Below are 18,913 nucleotides of genomic sequence, written 5' to 3'. Positions count from 1 at the left end.
CAATGGTGACAAATACCTCCGGTGAGCACGGGGGTGGACGTGATCCGATCGACGCCATCAGGGCTGATATCGACGACATCGATGATCATGTTGCTTGCGGCATCTTTTGTGCTGCTGCCTGGTCGCGCCCATGCGCAGTGGTGGACGGCGGCTCCTGCCGATTATGAAGACTGTGCTGACCGCGTCGAGAAGTCGTCGCTCAGCGGTGAAGCCAAGGCATCCGCATTGTCGAATTGCGAGAGCACATTCGCCGCCCGGCGCAAGCGCGGCGGCGGCTATGTCTATCACGACTTCATGCAGAATCGCAGCTTCGACATCGCCGGGCCGAATCCCACCGCCGCCGAGCAGAAGATGATCGACGAGCAATATGCGATCTATCTCAACAATCAGCGCCGCAACATCATCCTGGCCGCCTTTGCCAAGAAGCAGAGCGAGGCGCAGCAGCAAGTCGTCGCCGAAACCGATTTCCGCGACGAAGCCACGACACAAGGCGCAGTTGCAAGTGCACCAGTCGCACTGCCCCGCCCGCGTCCGAAACAGCGCGCCGCCAAAGGCCCGGATTGCGCAGCAGAGCCGCTTGCTTGCGGCTGGGCGAAACTGTCATCGGGCCTGAAGGACATCAAGGATGCCCTGTTCGGCGCTCCCGCGCCAGGCAAGACCAAGCGGACCTGATCCAGCCTACTCAGGCGCGTACGGACGAACTTAGTCCGAGATCACCATGGCCCAGAACATCCGATATGGCGATTTCGGATTGGCCACCGACGCCACGCCCACCTTGCGTGCGCCCGGCATCAACAGATTGGCGCGATGACCGGGGCTGTCCTCCCACTGCTTCAACGTTTCCGTGAAGGTGAGGAAGCCGGCCGCGATGTTCTCGGCCGCTTTCGACTTGCGCAACTTGGACACGCGCGTTGTAAACGCCCCGCCGACCTCATGGCTGACCTTGCCACTGACTGACATGGCCTGCGCCTGCACGAGTGCGACCGCTGCAAGCTTGCTGTCGGATGTAACGGCTGACAGCTTGTGGGCACGCCGAAATGCACTGATCTGACCTGCGTAGTCTGCCGCATGCGCAGGCACCGGAATGACGATGCTCAGAAGGCAGGCAGACAACAGCATGATCCAACCAGCAGATCTCATCGATGCACTCAGCGCTTGTGACGATGACGACCAGCCGGTCGTCGTCGCAATGGCTTTTCGATGATCGCAGGCTGGGCCGACTGAGCGGCACGACGCTGCTCGGCAAGACGCGCATCATAACCGGGCGACGGCGTCACCGTGGGCGGCACGGCCCAGGCGGGCGCAACGATGCCGCATACGAACAGAGCGACGATCGATAGAGAAAAGGGAGGTCGCATCGGTCGTCCTCCAGGACATTTCAAAAAAGGCCTGAAGCGCAAAGCGCCTCAGGCCAGAATTTTCAAAGCCGAAACTTACTTCTTGGCCTTCTTCGCCTTGGCAGCGGTCTTGGCCTTCTTCACGGTCTTCGCGACCTTCGTGGTCTTGGCGACCTTGGTGGCTGCGACCTTCTTGGCCTTGCGGCGACGATGTCCGAGCGGAATGCCAAGCTTGATGGCCTTCTGACGCAGCGAACCACCGGTGCGCTTCATTTCCTTGGCGATCTTCTCGAGCGGGGTCTGGGCCTTGGAATGCGCGCGGAGGACTTTCTCGTCTTCCTTGGTGTATTCGCGGCGCACGAGTTTCTTTACTGCTTTCTTGGCCATTGGATCTCCGATCTGTAGTTGAGAATTTCAACCGGCACACGTTCTGCCGATAAATATGAAGGGGACTGAACGTCAGATTCGTTGCAAGAAATCGAACCACCGTCAAATCACGCGACTATCTATACTAAAGAAGTTGAGAATGACATAGCCTTTGATGCCACATGCGATGAGCAGTTTTGCACGCAATGTTCGCGAGCTCTAACTCACTGAATGATACGCATTTACTACCCGAACGCATGATCAGGTGGCGCATCAGCAGCGCTCGAGGAAACAGGCTGATCGAAAAATATAGCTGCACTAAACATGTCGATAGCGTCACGCACGTCGAATGATGCACAATATTACCGCCACAAAGTGATGATGCGTGCATTTCGAAATCGTTCGCGCGCCACTTGGTCAACAATCGCTCGGTCACGACGCGATTTCCAAATGTGTAGCACCGCGGAAAAGACTTAATCGGCGGTAATAGCGAGCAACTACAGACCACGAATTTTTTGAACCGTGAGTGCCGGCGATCCACGCTTCGCATCCTCCGCGCCCTTCACGAGGTCGATCACGCGACGGCTCAGCGGCGCCTCAACACCATATTGATTCGCCGACTGCACAACCACACCCTGTAGGTAATCGACTTCGGTCAAGCGGCCACGCTGCAGATCTTCCCACATGGATGAGCGTGCATCGGCATCGATCTTCATGACACGCCGCAAAACCACGCCAAAGAGACTATCCGGCAACCGCAGGACATGTGGCGTCAGCCATGGCGGCATCGCGGTCATCGCAATCGGTGAAATGCCTGCAGCACGTAATACCGCGAGTCCCTCGGCCATCTGATCCGCGAACAGAAGTCGCCACGCACGCTGCTGCAACTGCGTGCGAAGCGGCAAATCGGATAGCGCATTCAACGCGTTGTTGAGGTTGAGCAGCAGCTTGCCCCAAAGTACGCCGGCAATGTTGTCGGTCGACCGCACCGGCAAATGCGCGACTGCCAGCCGAGCTGCCGTGTCGTCGTCATCGCGCTCGACCACCAATGCGCCGGACGTGGCGCGGTGCACGGTCCCGTCATCGCGCGTCACCACATTGAAAGGCACCATGCCGCCCAATACGCGATGGCCGGGCAAGGCCTGCTTGAGAACGGCAACATTGCCGACGCCATTCTGCAGACTGACGATAACTGCATCTGCGGCGGCATGCTGAGCGATCAACGCCGCCATTGCGCCGGTATCGCCGCTCTTGACCGCGACGATGATGATGCCGGCGTCCTTCATGATGGCCGGATCGTCGGACGGCGCGACTTGCTCGGCATGCAACTGCCAGCGCCCACCTTCAAAGCTCGTTAGCTGCAATCCGCTGCGCGCGATACCTTCGATCACCCGCTTGCGCGCCAGCAGCGAGACATTGCCACCGGCTGTGGCCAGCATACCGCCGACAAAGCAGCCGATGCTGCCGGCGCCGGCGATACAAATGGGGCGTTGTGCGTTCACGTCACTTCCCACTGTGATGATCTTCGTTCCTAGCAAAATGATGCAGCACTGCCTACCTGTGGAACCGACGCGACTTGTCCGCGTCATATCGCGCAGCTATCTTTTTCAAGGGCTGGCTGAACAGGAGATGGTGATGGGTTTGCTCGACATTCTGAATGGCATGGCCAATGGCCCGCGCGGCCCCAGCGATCCCAACGACAAGAGCGGCGGCATGTCTCCGCTCACCATGGCGATCCTCGCGCTGCTTGCCTACAAGGGCTACAAACATGTCACCGGCGGCCAAGCGCAGCCGGCGCCACAGGGGCAGCCGCAGCAGGCTCCCGCACCGACCCAGGCCAATGCCGAAGGCGGCGGTCTTGGTGGATTGCTTGGCGGACTTCTCGGCGGCAATAGCAATACTGGCAGCAGCGGTGGCATCGGCGATCTCCTTCGCGGCCCGCTCGGCGGTATCATTGGCGGCGCGGCGGCGGGCAGCGTGCTCAGCGGCGGCCTCGGCGATCTCGTCAAGCGCCTGCAGGAGAACGGCCATGGCGATGCGGCGGACTCCTGGGTTCAACCGGGACCGAACAAGCAGATCTCGCCCGGCGATCTCGGCGCAGCACTGGGTGCCGACGATATCGCGCAGCTGACGTCGCGTACCGGCCTCTCGCGCGAGCAGCTGCTGTCCGAACTCAGCAACGAGCTGCCCGGCGCCGTCGATGACTTCACGCCGGAGGGGCGCCTGCCGACTGAGGACGAAGCCTCGTCGCGCTGGGTCTAACTGATTTCAACAAGGGGGAATTGCGATGCTCTGGATCATTCTCGTCGGCTTCGTCGCGGGTATTCTCGCCCGCATCATCTCGCCGGGCCCGAACAACCCGTCGGGCTTCATCCTGACCACGGTGCTCGGCATTGCCGGCGCCTTCCTGGCGACGTTTATCGGTCAGCAGATCGGCCATTACGGCCCGAACCAGGGCGCCGGCTTCATCACCGCCACCATCGGCGCGCTGGTGGTGCTGTTCATCTGGAACAGGCTGGTCGCCCGCGGCACGATCCCCGATCCCGGTCGGCGATAAACGTCAGAATGGAAAAGCCCCGGTCAGCCTGACCGGGGCTTTTTTCTTATGCCCTGATCGACTGCAGATGCATGCCGGCATCCATGCGAACAAGTTCGCCGGTCATGTGACCGGATGGCGGCGTGGCGAGGAAACAGATCAATTGCGCGATATCCTCGGCGGTCGAGGCCGCCTGCAACGGGACGCGCGCAATCACCGCATCTCGCACTTTTGCTGCAGCTTCCGCACCACGGCCCTTGGTGAACCAGGGCGTATCGATATAGCCGGGACAAACCGTGTTGACGCGGATCAGCGGCGCCAGCGCGCGCGCCAGCGACAGCGTGATCGAATTCAGCGCGCCCTTGCTGGCAGCATAGGCGACCGATGAACCCGCGCCCGACAGGCCGGCCATCGACGACACATTCACCACCGCTGCAGCACGGCCCGAAGCCTTCGCGCTGGCTTCAAGCAGCGACCGCGCCGCACGCACCATCTGATATGGCCCGATGGTGTTGATGCCATAGATCCACTGGAAATCTTCGGCCGATAGCCCGTCGAGATCGTCATGCGCCACATGCTTGGTGACGCCGGCATTGTTCACCAGTGCATCGATGCGCCCCCAATGCGCGGCCGCCGCGACGATCTTCTTGCAGTCTTCGTCCTTCGAGACATCGCCCTGCACGACCACAACCTCGGCCGCGCCAAGCTTGCGGCACTGTTCGGCCGTGGCTTCCGCCTCTTTCGCGCTGGACGAATAATTGATCACGAGCCGCGCCCCGTCCTTGGCGAGGATGGCCGCTGTTGCAGCGCCGAGCCCCGACGCCGATCCTGTGATCACCGCACACAAACCATCCTTCGACATCCGCATTCCCTCTGTTTCTGTTGTTCAGGTGGAGTGATCTAACACAGCCGCTTCACGCTGGTATACAACCCCCGCAACTCGCTGCGCGGAATAAGCGCGCATCATGCCGCCACTGCAGACCACAATGCAGGTGCGCCGCTTGCATCGTGCCGGCTTTTCATCATCATGCCCGCAACAACAGTGGCAGCACCCCATGCCCGGCATCCCTGCCGAATGAGATGCGCTATCGAACGGGGAACGCCTTGACCGAGACAGACAATATCGTCGCCGAAACCGCCGAACGCATCTTCGCCGATCTCGCGGACGCACAAACCATCAATCACGACAAGCAAGGCGCCTGGAAGGCTCCACTGTGGCAGGCGCTGACTGACTCCGGCCTGCCACTGTCATGGGTCCCGGAAGAATGTGACGGCTCCGGCACCAGCATGGCCGAAGGTTTCAGCGTGCTCAGCGTTGCCGGCCGCGCCGGTGTCAGCGTTCCGCTCACCGAAACCATGCTGGCCGGCTGGCTGCTCGCACAAGGTAAGATCAAGTCGCCCGACGGCATGATGACGGTGGCGCCGGCCAACACGCGCGATCGCCTCACGCTCAATGCCGACGGCACCATCTCGGGCCGCGCCCGCGGCATCCCGTTCGCCGCAGAGGCGAAACACATCGCGGTTATCGCCGGTGACTCCATTGCCCTGATCGATGCCGGCGCCACCAAGATCGATGCGGGCCTCAGCCTCGCCGGCGATCATTCCGACACCGTGCATTTCGACAAGGTGAAGCCCGTCGCGACCGCGAAGGCACCGGCGGGCATCGATGAGAAAGCCTTGTTGCTGATGGGCGCCCTCGCCCGCAGCCTGCAGATCGCCGGCGCGCTGGAATCGATGCTCGGCATCAGCGTGCAATATTCCGGCGAGCGCGTCGCCTTCGAGAAGAAAATCTCGAAATTCCAGGCGGTGCAGCACAATCTCGCAAAGCTGGCCGGTGAGACCTCCGCGGCCCTCGCCGCCGCCAGCTCCGCCGCCGATGCCTTCTCGCACGGCGCACCGATCGACGACGCGCTGTTCCTCGAAGCCGCTGCCGCAAAGATCCGATGCTCGGAAGCCGCCGAGAAAGGCGCTGCCATCGCGCATCAGGTTCACGGCGCCATCGGCTTCACCCGCGAGCACATCCTGCATCGCTACACGCTGCGCGCACTCGCCTGGCGTGACGATTTCGGCAGCGAGAGCTACTGGGCCGTCGAGCTCGGCAAACTGGTGGCCAGGCGTGGTGCCGATGAGCTGTGGCCGCTGGTCGCGTCGCGCTAAGACAGAGAAACGAGAACCCACATGACTGCAGCCCTTCGTTTCGACCCGATCCGCCTGCCGCCCGAATGCGAGCAGCTCCGCAAGGAAGTCCGCGCCTTCCTCGCCGATGAAATCGCCGCCGGCACCTTCGATCCTCATCGCCCGGTGCAGGAAGACGCCGACAACCGCGAATTCTCCCGCCGCGTCGGCGAGAAGGGCTGGCTCGGCATGACCTGGCCCAAGCAATATGGCGGCCATGAACGCTCGTTCCTCGAACGCTATGTGGTCACCGAGGAAATGCGCGTGGCCAACGCCCCGGTGCGCCGCTTCTTCGTCGCCGATCGCCAAAGCGGCCCGGTGCTGCTGAAATACGCGCCCGAACACATCAAGATGGATATCCTGCCGCGCATCTGCCGCGGCGAGATCTGCTTCTCCATCGGCATGAGCGAGCCGAATTCCGGCTCCGACCTGTTCGCTGCCAAGACCAAGGCGACCAAGACCGATGGCGGATTCCTGATCAATGGCAGCAAGATCTGGACGACCTCGGCGCATATCGCCGATTACATGATCGCGATCTTCCGCACCTCGCCGCCCACCAAGGAAAACCGTCGCCACGGCCTCACCCAGTTCCTGGTCAACATGAAGACCCCGGGCATCAAGGTGAACCCGATCGACCAGATTACCGGCCAGCAGGAATTCAACGAAGTCGTCTTCACCGACGCCTTCATTCCCGACGACCACATGCTCGGCGAGATCGACGGCGCCTGGAAACAGGCGACCTCCGAACTCGCTTACGAGCGCTCCGGCCCCGAGCGTTTCCTTGAGACCTATTACACGCTGACGGAACTGGTTCGTGCCGTTGGCCCCGAACCGGACACGCGCAGTGCCGAAGGCATTGGTCGCTTGGTGGCACAGCTGCACACCATGCGCCGCATGTCGGTGTCGGTCGCGGGCATGCTGCAGGCCGGCAAGGAGCCGGTGGTGGAAGCCTCCATCGTCAAGGATATCGGCACCGTGTGGGAGCAGCAGCTGCCGCATCGCGTCCGCGACCTCGCCGCTTTCGTCGATGACACTGCGTCGAACCACGCCACCCTCGACGAGATGCTCGACTTCGCCATCAAGACGGCACCCAAACTCACCATCCAGGGCGGCACGACGGAAGTGCTGCGCGGCATCATCGCGCGCGGCTTGGGCCTGCGGTGACCCTTTTCTTCACCTCTCCCCTCCGGGGAGAGGTCGCCGCTCCTTAGCGGCGGGAGAGGGGGAGCCCCACACTCCGACGTCATTTGCGGCGCCCCCTCACCCTAACCCTCTCCCCGGAGGGGAGAGGGGACTACGGAGCGCCTTCGATTCTTATTGCTTTGATTGGAGCCTACTCATGACCACCTACAAAGACATCGCCGTCGAGACCCGCGGCCACATCGCGATCATCGAGATCCGCAAGCCGCCGCTGAACTTCTTCGACATCCTGCTGATCCAGCAGATCGCCAACGCGCTCGATGAGATCGACGCCAATCCGGAGCTCCGCGCCACCGTGCTGTGCGCGCAGGGCAAGGCGTTCTGCGCCGGCGCGGATTTCAGCGATCCGAACCGCAAGGAAACCGAAGCGGCCGCCAAGAGCGGCGACCCCGCCGACAATCTCGGCTCCATCGGCCATCTCTATATGGAAGCCGTGCGCATCTTCCGCGCCAAGAAGCCGATCGTCGCCGCCGTGCAGGGCGCGGCCATCGGCGGTGGCCTCGGCCTTGCGGTGTCAGCGGACTTCCGCGTTGCCTGCCCGGAAACCCGCTTCGCCGCGAATTTCACCCGTCTCGGCTTCCACCCAGGCTTCGGCCTCACCGTCTCGCTCACCGAACTGATCGGCAAGAACAACGCCGAGCTGATGTTCTACACCTCGCGCCGTGTCGGCGGCGAAGAGGCGCTGAAGATGGGCCTCGCCAATGTGCTGGTGCCGCAGGACCAGGTCCGCGATGCCGCGATCAAGCTGGCCGAGGAGATCGCCGAGAATTCCCCGCTTGGCCTGCTCTCGACCCGCACCACCATGCGCAATGGTCTTGCCGACCGCGTCGCCAAGGCGACCGAGCACGAGCTCGCCGAACAGACCCGCTTGCGCAAGACCGAGGATTTCAAGGAAGGCGTTGCGGCGACATCCGAGCGCCGCGTGCCGAATTTCAAGGGGCGCTAAGTCCCCGCCAGGTTTGTTCTGCAAACCTCACACTGAAATGGCCGGAGGAAACTCCGGCCATTTTTATTTATCTCAGTCTCTCATGGTGAGGAGCGCGCTCTTGCGCGCGTCTCGAACCATGAGCTGGCTTGGCTCTGGCGCTCGCTGCCATCCTTCGAGACGCGGCCTAGGGCCGCTCCTCAGGATGAGGGCAGAATGGGCGGAAACTCGGTTATGCCTTCCGTACCACCAGCGCATCGACGATCGTCACGCCTTCGCCGACCGGATGCACCAGCACCGGATTGAGCTCGATCTCGGCCACCTCGCTTTGCAGATGCGCGGCCAATTGCGAGATCTGTGCAATCAGCGCGGCAGCAGCCGACACGTCAGCCTGCGGCGCTCCGCGAAATCCATTCAGCAGTGGCGCGCCCTTTAACGCATTCAGCATCTCGCCTGCCTCCTGCGCACTCACAGGTGCCGGGCGGTAGACGACGTCCTTAAACAACTCCGTCGTCACACCGCCAAGCCCCACCATCACCATGGGCCCGAATGTCCTGTCCAGCAGCGTCCCCACGATGATCTCGACGCCCGTCTTTGCCATTGGCGAGACCAGCACGCCCTGCAGCACCGCCTGCGGCCGATGCATCTGCGCACTCGCGATCAACGCATCATAGGCCGCCGCCGCTTCTTCATTCGTCGCGATGTTGATCTTGACGCCGCTGACCTCACTCTTGTGCGGGATATCACGCGACTGGATTTTCATCACCAGCGGGAAGCCGACCTTGGAAACTGCAGCGACGAGTGCCGTTTTGTCGGCAACAAGAATTTCATTCGGCAAGGCAACGCCGGCCATCTGCAGCAGCGTCTTGCTGTCATGTTCCGACAATGTTGGCGCCGTCAGATGCTTCGCCAGATCGGCCGGCACATGCGCGGCTTCGACGACTGGCTGGGCCAGCTCGAAGCGCGCGTGATCGACGAGCCTCCGCATCGCCACACTCACATGAGTAAGTCCTGACAGCACCACGACGCCGGACTCGGCGAGCCCGCTACGCGCAAAATTCGATGGCAGCGTGTAGGACCAGAACACGATCGGCTTGCGCTGCGCCGCGATCACCGGCTTCAGCTCCGGCGTCTTGAACGGCATCCGCGTCTCGCTGGAGAGCGAGATCACCACCAGGATGGCATCGACCTCGTCCGACTTGTCCAGCAATTCGATCGTTTTCTGCAACCCGCCGCTATGCACCGCCTGCGCGGTGATATCGATGGGATTGCGCGGCGAGCCGTAGGACGGGATCAGGCCACGAATGGTGGCCTGAACGCCCTCCGACAATTCCGGCACCTGCAGCCCCTGCGCAGACACCGCGTCAGCTCCCCAGATGCCCGCACCACCGGAGACGGTGACAACCGCCACCCGTTCACCTTTCGGCAGTGGCGACGTGGTCAGTACCGCAGCAATGCTGACGGCTTCATCGAGGTCATTGGAGACAATGAAGCCGTAGCGCGCGAACACCGCATCATAGGCGGCCGTCCAGCCCGCCATGCTCGCTGTATGCGATGCCGCAGCGCGTTCACCCGCACCGGAACGGCCGACCTTTGTGACGATGACGGGCTTTCCGATCTCCGCCGCCTTCCTTGCAGCAGAAAGGAATTTATCGACGTCGCGAATGCCCTCGATGAACAGCAGGATTACATCGGTTGTGGGATCCTGCACCATATAGTCGAGGAACTCGCCTGCTCCGAGATCGGACTCGTTGCCGGTCGAGATCACCGTACTCAGCGCAATGCCGAGCGCCTTGGCGCGGTTATAGATCGCAAAGCCAATGCCGCCGGATTGCGCAACGATGCCGATCCGCTTTTTGGTGGCGACCAAGAGCGTCTGGTCCGGCTTCACATCCACCGTCGGGCTGAAAGTCGCCGCTATTCCTGCAATCTGATTGTAATAGCCTTCGGCATTAGGACCGGAAATGCGCATCCCTGTGCGCCTTGCCAACGCGGCGATCTGGTCCTGCATGGCGATCGAATCGCCACCTTCTTCGGCGAAACCGGATGAGATGATGATCGTGTGCTTGACGCCGAGCCTTGCGCAATCCTCCAACACACCCAGCACGACACGTGCGGGAATGATCACGATCGCAAGATCGATCGGCTGGCCGATCGCGCCGAGCGATGAGTAGCACGTCAGGCCATCGATATCGGGATAGTTCGGATTGACCGGATAGATGGCGCCGGAAAAATGGTTCTTGCGCAGGAATGCCAGCAGCAAGCCCGGAATTTTGTGAGCATCACGCGAGGCGCCGATAATGGCGATGCTTGCCGGATTGAAGAACGAATCCAACGGATGTCGAACCGACACGGTCATGGCGCTTCCCGGTGATTGTTGTCGCCGAGATGGTGCCGCGCCGAACGCGATCAGGCAACGACGCGAAACGTGACCCCACCCAGCAGAAATGCATCATCCGCCGATGGACATCCACGCGCCCGCGCTTTGCCCAGCACCTGCGCGACATCGTTGACACGAAATTTGAGCCCGGTCATGGCCTCGGCCTTGCCCTTGGTAAAACGCAGACAACCGTTCGGCAGCGCAATCTGCGGATCGTTGTTCTTCGCCGAAGTCAGTGGGATGCCGATCAGATTGCTCCAGTGCTGCGCCAGATCGTAGTGATCCGGGCTTTGCAATTCGACTTCGAGCAAGGCACGCGTGATGTCATGGCGGATCGACTCCTGCCAGTTTGGACCGGCCGGCGGATAGATATCGAAATCGTCGTCGCTGCCTGCGGTGTGATTGAATTCGATGAAGGCTGCGCGGCAATCACGCGGATGCAACTGCACGCCATGATAGGGTGGATGATCGATCACATTGGCCGTCCGGACACCAATGCTGGCAGCAAAGCGGCCGCGTTCATCGGGATCCTCGCAGGACAGGATCACCATGTAGCCGCCACGTCCGCCGGATTTTTCCAGGAAGCGGCCAGCGGCCGTGCCGGGCTGTGTTGGCGCCACCACTTCGAGCAGCGTGGCATCGACGGGCATCAGCGCGTTTTCGAGTCCGTACTTCTCGACGTGCGGATCACGGTAGCAGACATCGAGGCCGAGAATGGCCGTGATGTCGCCGACCACAGGCTCCAGATGCGGAGCGACCAGACAGACTTGCCGCAACCGCATCTGGCTCATGATTATTGCCCCTTGAAAACCGGCTTGCGCTTTTCGACGAAGGCTTTGGAAGCCTCCTTGTGATCCTCGGTGTCGCTGCAGCGGGTATGGTGGATCGCCTCGCCGTCGAAACAGGCTTCCAGCGTCATGGTCTCGGCATTGTTGATGTTGGTCTTGATGTAGCCGTAGGTGATGCTCGGCCCGCGCGCGAGTGACATCGCGAGTTCGCGGGCAGCGGTTTCCACTTCGGCATCATCGACCACCTTGGTGACCATGCCGAGCCCGAGTGCTTCCTGTGCCGTGAGCACCGGCGACATCAGATAAAGCTCACGCGCCTTGGCGCTGCCGAGCATCTTGGTGAGGAAATATGTGCCGCCGTAATCGCCGGAGAAGCCGACCTTGGCGAAAGCCGTGGTGATCTTCACGGATGACGAGGCAACGCGAAGATCGCAGGAGAGCGCAATCGAAAGACCTGCGCCTGCGGCAGCACCATCGAGCTGCGCTACCACCGGCTTTGCCATCGTGTGCAGGAGGCGCGACACTTCCATGCCCTTGCGCAGGTTTACCCGCTTGGCCTCGAACGGCAGCGGCGCGCGGCCGGCGGCCATCGACTTGACGTCGCCACCGACACAGAACGTGCCGCCGGCGCCCTTGATGAGCACGGCGCGCACGTCATGATCTTCCTGGGCGCGACGCGCGGCCGCGACCAGTCCTTCGGTCATCTCCACATTCAGCGCGTTGCGCCGGTCCGGACGGTTCATGGTGATGGTGAGAAGACCGTTGTCGAGATCCTGCAGGACGATGTCGCTCATAGTTGATGCCTTTCCATTCTTGTTCTTCTTCACCGCCCTCATGTGAGGAGGCGCCCTTGGGCGCCGTCTCGAACCATGGCCCCAAGCTCTCATCCTTCGAGGCGCCGCTTCCGCCTTCGCTCTTTGAGCTTCGGCGGACAGGTCGCGGCTCCTCAGGATGAGGGACGGAGCTTTACTTCTTCACCAGCGGGCAGCGCGATGCTTCGAGCGGCTGGAACGCCTGGTCAGCCGGAACGGTGGCCGAGAGCTTATAGTAATCCCAACGCCCCTTCGATTCCGACGGCTTCTTCACCTCGAACAGATAGAAGTCGTGAATCATGCGGCCGTCCTCGCGGATCTTGCCGTTCTTGGCGAACATGTCGTTGATAGGCGTCTCCTTCATCAGCTTCATGACGGCCGCGGAATCGGTCGTCCCGGCCGCTTTCACCGCCTTGAGATAGTGCGACACCGACGAATAGACGCCGGCCTGGGCCGAGGTCGGCACGCGGCCCTTGTTGCGGGCCTGGAAGCGCTTGGTGAAGGCGCGGGTTTCGTCATTGAGATCCCAATAGAAACCTTCAGCCAGGATCAGGCCTTGCGCGGTGTCAAGACCGACACTGTCGATGTCCGAGATGAAGGCCAGCAGCGGCGACAGCTTCTGGCCGCCGCTCTTGGTCAGCCCGAATTCAGCCGCCTGCTTGATCGCCGTGATGGTGTCGCCGCCGGCATTGGCAAGGCCGACGACCTTGGCCTTGGACGATTGCGCCTGCAGCAGGAAGGACGAGAAGTCCGCCGTGTTCAGCGGATGCTTGACGCTGCCTACCACCTTGCCGCCCGCCTTGGTGACCACGGCGGTCGTATCCTTTTCCAGATCCTGACCGAACGCATAGTCGGCCGACAGGAAGTACCAGCTGTCGAGGCCGTTCTTGACGGTGGCGAGACCGGTCACATTGGCCTGCGCGTAAGTATCGAACACGTAATGCACGGTATAGGGGCCACAGGCTTCGTTGCTGAGGCGGATCGAGCCCGGACCGTTGAAGATGATGATCTTGTTGCGTGCCCGCGCGATCTCGCTTGCAGCCAGCGCGGTGGCCGACGCCGCGACGTCGACGATGGCCTCGACACCCTGATTGTCGAGCATGTCGCGCGCGATATTCGCCGAGAGATCGGCCTTGTTGAGATGGTCCGCTGCCACGATCTCGATCTTGCGGCCGAGCACTTCCCCGCCGAAATCCTCGGCTGCCATCTTTGCAGCGAGTTCGCTGCCGGGGCCGGTGATATCGGCATAGAGGCCGGACATATCGAGGATCGCGCCGAGCTTGAGCGGCTTGGTCTGCGCCATCGTCCCCGATGTCGCAGCAAAAAGCATGGTCGATGCAAGCAGGCCGGAAAGCAGTGTCTTGGTCTTCACGTAGTCCTCCCTCGTCGCGCATTGTTGCGCGGCATTCGTTGTTGGCGCGATCATGCCGCAAGGGAACAACAGCGGCAAGCGGCTGCAACGCGCTTCGCATCGCAAGAATTGCTCGAAAGAAACGCAGTTTCCGCAAAGCGGAATGGACTTGCGCAACGGCGCCGACATAGGGTTGCGTATCAACAAACAGGACGGCCAATGCGTGTCACGATCTTCGCGCATGCAGGACGGCGGGCCGCGCTGCGTGTGACGCCCGTGATCAGCCTCGTGGCATCGACGAGTCTCGCCTGCGCATCGGCCTGTTCGTTCGAGCCGCAGGGCATCGGACGCATCGCAGACGCAATCGATATCCGCACCTTGCGCATGAGCGATGGCGCCGAAGTTCGCCTCGCAGGCATCGAGCCCGCAACATCCGGCCCGTCCGATACCGAACTGAAATCCCTGATCCTCGAAGGCGATGTCGCACTCCATGGCGAGAGCGACACGCCCGATCGCTACGGCCGACAGCCCGTTTTCATCTTCACCGAGATCGACGGGCCAGCATTGCAGGCCCGCATCCTGAGCGCCGGCCTGGCGCTTGCCTCCGGCACCATTTCGGACCGTGCCTGCGCTGCGGAACTGGCCGCGGCCGAGGCCACTGCCCGGCGTGCCAAAACGGGAATATGGTCGCGCGGTGGCGTCATCAAAAACGCCGTAATTCCCGGCGATATTCTGGCGCAGTTGGGGCGTTTCGTCGTGGTCGAAGGGCGCGTTTTGTCCGTCCGGGAGGCCGGCACCACGACTTATCTCAATTTCGGCCGTCGCTGGACACGGGACTTTGCCGTGTCTATTTCAAGGCGCATGATGCCTGCCTTCGCAGGGGCGGGAATCGTGCTCAAATCCCTTGAAGGACGACGGATTCGTGTGCGTGGATGGGTCGAGAGCCGCGGTGGGCCGCGGATCGAGGCGCGCCATGTGGGGCAGATCGAGGCGGTCGGGGACTAAGGGACCGCCAAAGATAGACTACCGAGGCAGGACGCAACAACGTGACGGGTGTGGGACGGCAAACCAGCTTGAGCCGCCGCCTTTGGGCTGCGCCGGTTGTGCTATGCGCAGCCCTCTCGCTATCGGCTTGCGGCGACACCAGCCGTTTCGAAGTGGCCTCCGCCGCCGTGAGGCCGCCGACGCCCGCCAAGCCACCCAAGCCGGCAATCGTCCAGACGCCGGCCGCCGAGAAAGAGCACGAGCGCATTCTCGCCTCCTATGGCGGCTCCTATGACGATCCGCGGCTGGAGGGCCTGATCTCCAAGACCGTCGAGCGTCTGGTCGCCGTCTCCGAGCGGCCCGACCTCGCCTACAAGGTCACGATTCTCAATTCCGGCGCCGTCAACGCCTTCGCGTTGCCCACCGGCCAGCTCTATGTCACCCGTGGCCTCGTGGCGCTTGCCAGCGACACGTCCGAGCTTGCTTCGGTGCTGTCGCATGAAATGGCGCATGTGCTCGCCAAGCACGCCTCGATCCGCGAGGAGCAGGCAAAGCAGGCCGCTGTCGTCACCCGCGTCGTCTCCGACATGGGCACCAACGATCCCGATCTCACCGCCTTGGCACTGGCCAAATCCAAACTCACAATGGCGAGCTTTTCGCGCGCCCAGGAATTCGAGGCCGACGGGATCGGCGTCGGCATCTCCGCCCGCGCGCATTTCGATCCGTTCGGCGCCTCGCGTTTCCTATCCGCGATGGAGCGCAACGCTGCGCTGAAGGCCAGCCGCACACCGCTCGATTCCCGCGCACAGGATTTTCTGTCCTCGCATCCCGCCACACCCGAGCGGGTGCAGAATGCGCAGGCCAATGCCCGCCAATATGCCTCGCCCGCGGGCGGCAGCGGCGAACGCGACCGCGAGACCTATCTCGCCGCCATCGACGGCATCGTCTATGGCGAAGATCCAAGTGAAGGCTTTGTCCGTGGCCGTCGCTTCCTGCATCCGAAACTCGGCTTCACCTTCCAGGCGCCTGACGCATTCTCGCTCGACAACACCGCGCAGGCCGTGATCGGCGTGCGCGAGGGCGGCAATCAGGCGATGCGCTTCGATGTGGTGCGCGTGCCGTCCGAGCAGACGCTGAGCGACTACCTCAATTCCGGCTGGATGGAGAATGTCGACAAGGCTACCACGGAAGACGTGACCATCAACGGCTTCCCAGCCGCAACGGCACTGGCCCGCGGCGACCAGTGGCAATTCCGTGTCTACGCGCTGCGCTTCGGCAGCGACGTCTACCGCTTCATCTTCGCCGCCAAGCAGAAGACCAATGAAAGCGAGCGCAACGCGCGCGAGACCGTCAACTCATTCCGCCGCCTGACGCTGGCGGAAATCCAGGCCGCGCGCCCGCTGCGCCTGAAGGTCATCAACGTCCAGCCTGGCGACACCGTGGAATCGCTGTCGCACCGCATGAGCGGCGTCGATCGCCCCATGGAGCGGTTTCGCGTGATGAACGGGCTTGAGGCGAATGCGCAGGTCAAGCCGCGCGATCGCGTGAAGATCGTAGTGGATTGAACATCAACGTCTCATGTCATCACCCGCGCAGGCGGGTGATCCAGTGGACTCGATAGCTACGGTGTTCACTGGATCGCCCGGTCGAGCCGGGCGACGACAAGCGGAGCGTGTCACACAACAAAAAAGCCCGACCTTTCGGCCGGGCTTTTGAACTTGTTCGGAGCGCCGCTGCTTATGCAGCTTCGTCCTCGGCGACATCCTCGTCACCATCATCGGCTTCATCCGCACCGGCTTCGGCACCATCTTCAGCCTTGGCGCCGCGGCGCGGGCTCTTGGCGAGCTGGCCTTCGATCTCCTTGATCGCCTCGGTCTCGGTGACATGCTGAACGACAGCGATTTCGCGCGACAAACGATCGAGCGCCGCTTCATAGAGCTGGCGTTCGCTATAGGACTGCTCGGGCTGCGAGTCCGAACGGAACAGATCGCGGACCACTTCGGCAATCGCGACGATGTCGCCCGAATTGATCTTCGCTTCATATTCCTGCGCGCGGCGCGACCACATGGTGCGCTTGATGCGGGCACGGCCCTTCAGTGTTTCCAGCGCCTTCTTGACCAGCGCCGGCTCCGACAGCTTGCGCATGCCGACATTGATGACCTTCGCGGTGGGAACGCGCAGCGTCATCTTGTCCTTGAGGAAGTTGATGACGAACAGTTCGAGCTTGGCGCCCGCAATTTCCTGCTCCTCGATGGCGAGGATCTGGCCGACGCCATGAGCGGGATAGACCACATATTCATTGGTCTTGAAGCCCTGACGCTGGGTCGCAACCTTCTTCGGCTCCTCGGCACGCGCAGCCGGCGCCGCCGGCTTCGGAGCGACGGGCTTCTCAGCCGCAGCAGCCTTGGCCTGCTCCTTTGCAGCAGCAGCCTTCATCGCCGACGCCGTAGTGTTCGGCGCAAACGACTTCTCAGTGCGCGGCTTCTCGGCCACCGGCTTCGCAGCAGCAGCCTTGGTCGCAGCGGACTTCACGGTCGAGGACTTGGCGGCAGTCTTGGGAGCAGCCTTCTCGGCGGCAGGCTTGGCAGTCTTGTTCGGCATTTCACTTCTTTTGTTCTGGGCGGACTCGGGCGCGCCGACCTTGGCAACAGGGGCCTTAGGCGGTGAAGCCTTCACACCAGAGGTCTTGGCTGGCGCCGTCTTCGCACCAGTGGTCTTGGCTGCCGGAGCCTTGGCCGCGGGGGCCTTGGCGGGAGCCTTAACTGGAGCTTTGGCAGCAGACACCTTAGCCGGAGCGGCCTTGGTGGTCGGAGCCTTGACTGGCGAAACCTTGGCCGCGGTGCGGGTCGTCGTCCGTGTGTCCTTGACAGGGGGCCGTGCTGGGCCTTTGCTCACGCTGCGTTTGCCCGCAATTGGACTCGCGGCAGCCGTCTTCTTCGAAGGCTTAGAAATACTCTTTTTACGCGTTTTCTGTGACACGGCCTGTGCGCGGAAACTGCCACGCCCCTGTTTGATTTTTGTTAAACGGGAACCCGGCAGGGCCAAAACGAGCGGCACCACGCGGTCCAGCTTCTTGAATGTGCCTATAATAGCACATTTCCCGCAAAAATCAATGATTTATGCCCCCTCGTGACCGCCTGGCGGCCGCGAACTGGTCATAATCAAGGTCAGGGTAAATTTCAGGTCGTCAGAGGTATCCAGGTGGCTCAAAGCCTAAGGATAGCCCTTAGTCACCCTTCCCCGGCGCAGCCGAGAAGAACTTCTCGTACTTGCCTTCCTGGCCGTCGAATTCTTCGGCCTCAGGCAGCTGATCGATCTTCTGGGTGATGTTCGGCCACTTCTTGGCATGCTCGAGATTGATCTGCAGCCACTTCTCGATATTGCCTTCGGTGTCCGGCTTGATCGCGTCGGCCGGGCACTCAGGCTCGCACACGCCGCAGTCGATGCATTCATCCGGATGGATGACCAGCATGTTCTCGCCCTCGTAGAAGCAATCCACGGGGCACACCTCAACGCAGTCGGTGTACTTGCACTTGATGCAATTGTCGGTGACGACGTAAGTCATCCAAAGCTCCGGAAACGATCGATATTTTGACGGTTGCGTAGCGCACCCACCCCCACGCCGCAAGACATGCGGCCGGATTGGATCAGTGCGTTTCCATCATAGAGAAGGATTTTGCCACGAACCGGCTTTGGTCGGGCTGTTCCACCTGAGATAATTACTCCGGCGGATGTTGCAAATCCGTATAGAGCACGCGAGCCGCGGTTGCATCCCCCCGTCGCTCGGAAAATGCCTCGACCTTCATGACCCGGACAGCCTGATCGAGCGTGACGGTAATCACGTCGCCGATCTTGATGCCATGGCCGGGCGACTTCTGACGCTCGCCATTGACCCGCACCTTGCCGCCCTCGACCAGCGCAGCAGCGCTGGTGCGGGCTTTGACCACCCGCACATGCCACAGCCATTTGTCGAGGCGTTGTCGTTCCAACGGGCACCTTAGCTGCGGCAAATCCTGCGGGAGCGTCCAATCTCATGGTTCGAGACGGCGCTTCGCGCCT

Annotated in this window: 20 protein-coding genes; 8 read left to right on the top strand and 12 right to left on the bottom strand. The window is 62.0% G+C overall.

The window, feature by feature from the left end:
• Positions 1–81 precede the first annotated feature (81 nt).
• Entirely contained in the window at positions 82–672 is a 591-nt protein-coding gene (locus AC1RQ5_RS05525) for a hypothetical protein (protein WP_493197506.1), read from the top strand.
• Positions 673–702: 30 nt separating this feature from the next.
• On the opposite strand, the gene AC1RQ5_RS05520 is transcribed toward AC1RQ5_RS05525, so the two are convergent.
• The 4 genes from AC1RQ5_RS05520 to AC1RQ5_RS05505 all read right to left on the bottom strand — a co-directional run bounded on the left by AC1RQ5_RS05520 (position 703) and on the right by AC1RQ5_RS05505 (position 3,205).
• Positions 703–1,140 (bottom strand): CAP domain-containing protein, encoded by a 438-nt coding sequence (locus tag AC1RQ5_RS05520; RefSeq protein WP_398481800.1) that lies wholly within the window; start codon positions 1,138–1,140, stop codon positions 703–705.
• 8 nt (positions 1,141–1,148) lie between these two features.
• The gene (locus tag AC1RQ5_RS05515; protein ID WP_493197504.1) at positions 1,149–1,358 is read right to left on the bottom strand and encodes a hypothetical protein; all 210 of its coding nucleotides are present in this window, start codon (positions 1,356–1,358) and stop codon (positions 1,149–1,151) included.
• A 75-nt stretch (positions 1,359–1,433) separates the two neighbouring features.
• Entirely contained in the window at positions 1,434–1,724 is a 291-nt protein-coding gene (locus tag AC1RQ5_RS05510) for a hypothetical protein (protein ID WP_398481802.1), read from the bottom strand.
• Positions 1,725–2,200: 476 nt separating this feature from the next.
• A complete protein-coding gene (locus AC1RQ5_RS05505; protein ID WP_493197502.1) occupies positions 2,201–3,205 on the bottom strand; it encodes a 2-dehydropantoate 2-reductase in 1,005 nt (334 codons plus the stop codon).
• Positions 3,206–3,338: 133 nt separating this feature from the next.
• On the opposite strand from AC1RQ5_RS05505, the gene AC1RQ5_RS05500 reads away from it, so the two are divergent.
• The gene (locus AC1RQ5_RS05500; protein WP_493197501.1) at positions 3,339–3,965 is read left to right on the top strand and encodes a YidB family protein; all 627 of its coding nucleotides are present in this window, start codon (positions 3,339–3,341) and stop codon (positions 3,963–3,965) included.
• A 25-nt stretch (positions 3,966–3,990) separates the two neighbouring features.
• On the top strand, positions 3,991–4,260 hold the full coding sequence (locus tag AC1RQ5_RS05495; protein WP_493197499.1) for a GlsB/YeaQ/YmgE family stress response membrane protein: 270 nt from the start codon (positions 3,991–3,993) through the stop codon (positions 4,258–4,260).
• A 46-nt stretch (positions 4,261–4,306) separates the two neighbouring features.
• On the opposite strand, the gene AC1RQ5_RS05490 is transcribed toward AC1RQ5_RS05495, so the two are convergent.
• Positions 4,307–5,101 (bottom strand): SDR family NAD(P)-dependent oxidoreductase, encoded by a 795-nt coding sequence (locus AC1RQ5_RS05490; protein WP_493197497.1) that lies wholly within the window; start codon positions 5,099–5,101, stop codon positions 4,307–4,309.
• A gap of 242 nt (positions 5,102–5,343) precedes the next feature.
• Here AC1RQ5_RS05490 and AC1RQ5_RS05485 point away from each other — a divergent pair, with 242 nt between their 5' ends.
• The 3 genes from AC1RQ5_RS05485 (at position 5,344) to AC1RQ5_RS05475 (ending at position 8,560) form a co-directional block, all read left to right on the top strand.
• Complete coding sequence (locus tag AC1RQ5_RS05485; protein WP_493197495.1) at positions 5,344–6,396, top strand: acyl-CoA dehydrogenase family protein; 1,053 nt, start codon at positions 5,344–5,346, stop codon at positions 6,394–6,396.
• A gap of 21 nt (positions 6,397–6,417) precedes the next feature.
• Positions 6,418–7,578 (top strand): acyl-CoA dehydrogenase family protein, encoded by a 1,161-nt coding sequence (locus AC1RQ5_RS05480; protein ID WP_398481815.1) that lies wholly within the window; start codon positions 6,418–6,420, stop codon positions 7,576–7,578.
• A 175-nt stretch (positions 7,579–7,753) separates the two neighbouring features.
• Positions 7,754–8,560: an enoyl-CoA hydratase/isomerase family protein gene (locus tag AC1RQ5_RS05475; RefSeq protein ID WP_493197492.1), complete on the top strand. Its 807-nt coding sequence runs from the start codon at positions 7,754–7,756 to the stop codon at positions 8,558–8,560.
• 211 nt (positions 8,561–8,771) lie between these two features.
• Here the strand turns inward: AC1RQ5_RS05475 and AC1RQ5_RS05470 are convergent, their stop codons facing one another.
• From AC1RQ5_RS05470 to AC1RQ5_RS05455, 4 genes are all read right to left on the bottom strand, one after another.
• On the bottom strand, positions 8,772–10,898 hold the full coding sequence (locus AC1RQ5_RS05470) for an acetate--CoA ligase family protein (RefSeq protein WP_493197490.1): 2,127 nt from the start codon (positions 10,896–10,898) through the stop codon (positions 8,772–8,774).
• 50 nt (positions 10,899–10,948) lie between these two features.
• The gene (locus AC1RQ5_RS05465; RefSeq protein WP_493197488.1) at positions 10,949–11,710 is read right to left on the bottom strand and encodes a VOC family protein; all 762 of its coding nucleotides are present in this window, start codon (positions 11,708–11,710) and stop codon (positions 10,949–10,951) included.
• Positions 11,711–11,712: 2 nt separating this feature from the next.
• Positions 11,713–12,501, bottom strand: coding sequence for an enoyl-CoA hydratase (locus AC1RQ5_RS05460; RefSeq protein WP_493197486.1), 789 nt, complete (start codon positions 12,499–12,501; stop codon positions 11,713–11,715).
• 172 nt (positions 12,502–12,673) lie between these two features.
• Positions 12,674–13,849 (bottom strand): ABC transporter substrate-binding protein, encoded by a 1,176-nt coding sequence (locus AC1RQ5_RS05455; protein ID WP_398481835.1) that lies wholly within the window; start codon positions 13,847–13,849, stop codon positions 12,674–12,676.
• 240 nt (positions 13,850–14,089) lie between these two features.
• Between AC1RQ5_RS05455 and AC1RQ5_RS05450 the strand changes: the two genes are divergently transcribed.
• Both AC1RQ5_RS05450 and AC1RQ5_RS05445 read left to right on the top strand, forming a co-directional pair.
• Positions 14,090–14,875, top strand: coding sequence for a thermonuclease family protein (locus AC1RQ5_RS05450; protein WP_493197484.1), 786 nt, complete (start codon positions 14,090–14,092; stop codon positions 14,873–14,875).
• A 68-nt stretch (positions 14,876–14,943) separates the two neighbouring features.
• Complete coding sequence (locus tag AC1RQ5_RS05445; RefSeq protein WP_493197483.1) at positions 14,944–16,419, top strand: M48 family metalloprotease; 1,476 nt, start codon at positions 14,944–14,946, stop codon at positions 16,417–16,419.
• Positions 16,420–16,591: 172 nt separating this feature from the next.
• Here the strand turns inward: AC1RQ5_RS05445 and AC1RQ5_RS05440 are convergent, their stop codons facing one another.
• The 3 genes from AC1RQ5_RS05440 to AC1RQ5_RS05430 all read right to left on the bottom strand — a co-directional run bounded on the left by AC1RQ5_RS05440 (position 16,592) and on the right by AC1RQ5_RS05430 (position 18,843).
• On the bottom strand, positions 16,592–17,638 hold the full coding sequence (locus AC1RQ5_RS05440; RefSeq protein WP_398481837.1) for a CarD family transcriptional regulator: 1,047 nt from the start codon (positions 17,636–17,638) through the stop codon (positions 16,592–16,594).
• Positions 17,639–18,080: 442 nt separating this feature from the next.
• Positions 18,081–18,419 carry a ferredoxin FdxA gene (gene fdxA, locus AC1RQ5_RS05435; protein WP_211910503.1) on the bottom strand — a complete coding sequence of 113 codons (339 nt, stop codon included), beginning with the start codon at positions 18,417–18,419 and terminating at the stop codon, positions 18,081–18,083.
• A 154-nt stretch (positions 18,420–18,573) separates the two neighbouring features.
• Positions 18,574–18,843 (bottom strand): RNA-binding S4 domain-containing protein, encoded by a 270-nt coding sequence (locus AC1RQ5_RS05430; RefSeq protein ID WP_398481830.1) that lies wholly within the window; start codon positions 18,841–18,843, stop codon positions 18,574–18,576.
• Between the last annotated feature and the right edge of the window lie 70 nt (positions 18,844–18,913).

Source organism: Tardiphaga sp. GW821-FHT12E02, assembly GCF_058807155.1.
The sequence above is the reverse complement of the archived record's forward strand: the minus strand, read 5'-3'. Positions and strand labels throughout refer to the sequence as shown.

Bases quoted from the DNA above. Each gene is read 5' to 3' on its own strand.
- AC1RQ5_RS05515 (WP_493197504.1), bottom strand. From the start codon at position 1,358: ATGCGACCTCCCTTTTCTCTATCGATCGTCGCTCTGTTCGTATGCGGC.
- AC1RQ5_RS05520 (WP_398481800.1), bottom strand. From the start codon at position 1,140: ATGAGATCTGCTGGTTGGATCATGCTGTTGTCTGCCTGCCTTCTGAGC.
- AC1RQ5_RS05510 (WP_398481802.1), bottom strand. From the start codon at position 1,724: ATGGCCAAGAAAGCAGTAAAGAAACTCGTGCGCCGCGAATACACCAAG.
- AC1RQ5_RS05470 (WP_493197490.1), bottom strand. From the start codon at position 10,898: ATGACCGTGTCGGTTCGACATCCGTTGGATTCGTTCTTCAATCCGGCA.
- AC1RQ5_RS05495 (WP_493197499.1), top strand. From the start codon at position 3,991: ATGCTCTGGATCATTCTCGTCGGCTTCGTCGCGGGTATTCTCGCCCGC.
- AC1RQ5_RS05500 (WP_493197501.1), top strand. From the start codon at position 3,339: ATGGGTTTGCTCGACATTCTGAATGGCATGGCCAATGGCCCGCGCGGC.
- AC1RQ5_RS05455 (WP_398481835.1), bottom strand. From the start codon at position 13,849: ATGCTTTTTGCTGCGACATCGGGGACGATGGCGCAGACCAAGCCGCTC.
- AC1RQ5_RS05475 (WP_493197492.1), top strand. From the start codon at position 7,754: ATGACCACCTACAAAGACATCGCCGTCGAGACCCGCGGCCACATCGCG.
- AC1RQ5_RS05480 (WP_398481815.1), top strand. From the start codon at position 6,418: ATGACTGCAGCCCTTCGTTTCGACCCGATCCGCCTGCCGCCCGAATGC.
- AC1RQ5_RS05450 (WP_493197484.1), top strand. From the start codon at position 14,090: ATGCGTGTCACGATCTTCGCGCATGCAGGACGGCGGGCCGCGCTGCGT.
- AC1RQ5_RS05490 (WP_493197497.1), bottom strand. From the start codon at position 5,101: ATGTCGAAGGATGGTTTGTGTGCGGTGATCACAGGATCGGCGTCGGGG.
- fdxA (WP_211910503.1), bottom strand. From the start codon at position 18,419: ATGACTTACGTCGTCACCGACAATTGCATCAAGTGCAAGTACACCGAC.
- AC1RQ5_RS05465 (WP_493197488.1), bottom strand. From the start codon at position 11,710: ATGAGCCAGATGCGGTTGCGGCAAGTCTGTCTGGTCGCTCCGCATCTG.
- AC1RQ5_RS05460 (WP_493197486.1), bottom strand. From the start codon at position 12,501: ATGAGCGACATCGTCCTGCAGGATCTCGACAACGGTCTTCTCACCATC.
- AC1RQ5_RS05525 (WP_493197506.1), top strand. From the start codon at position 82: ATGATCATGTTGCTTGCGGCATCTTTTGTGCTGCTGCCTGGTCGCGCC.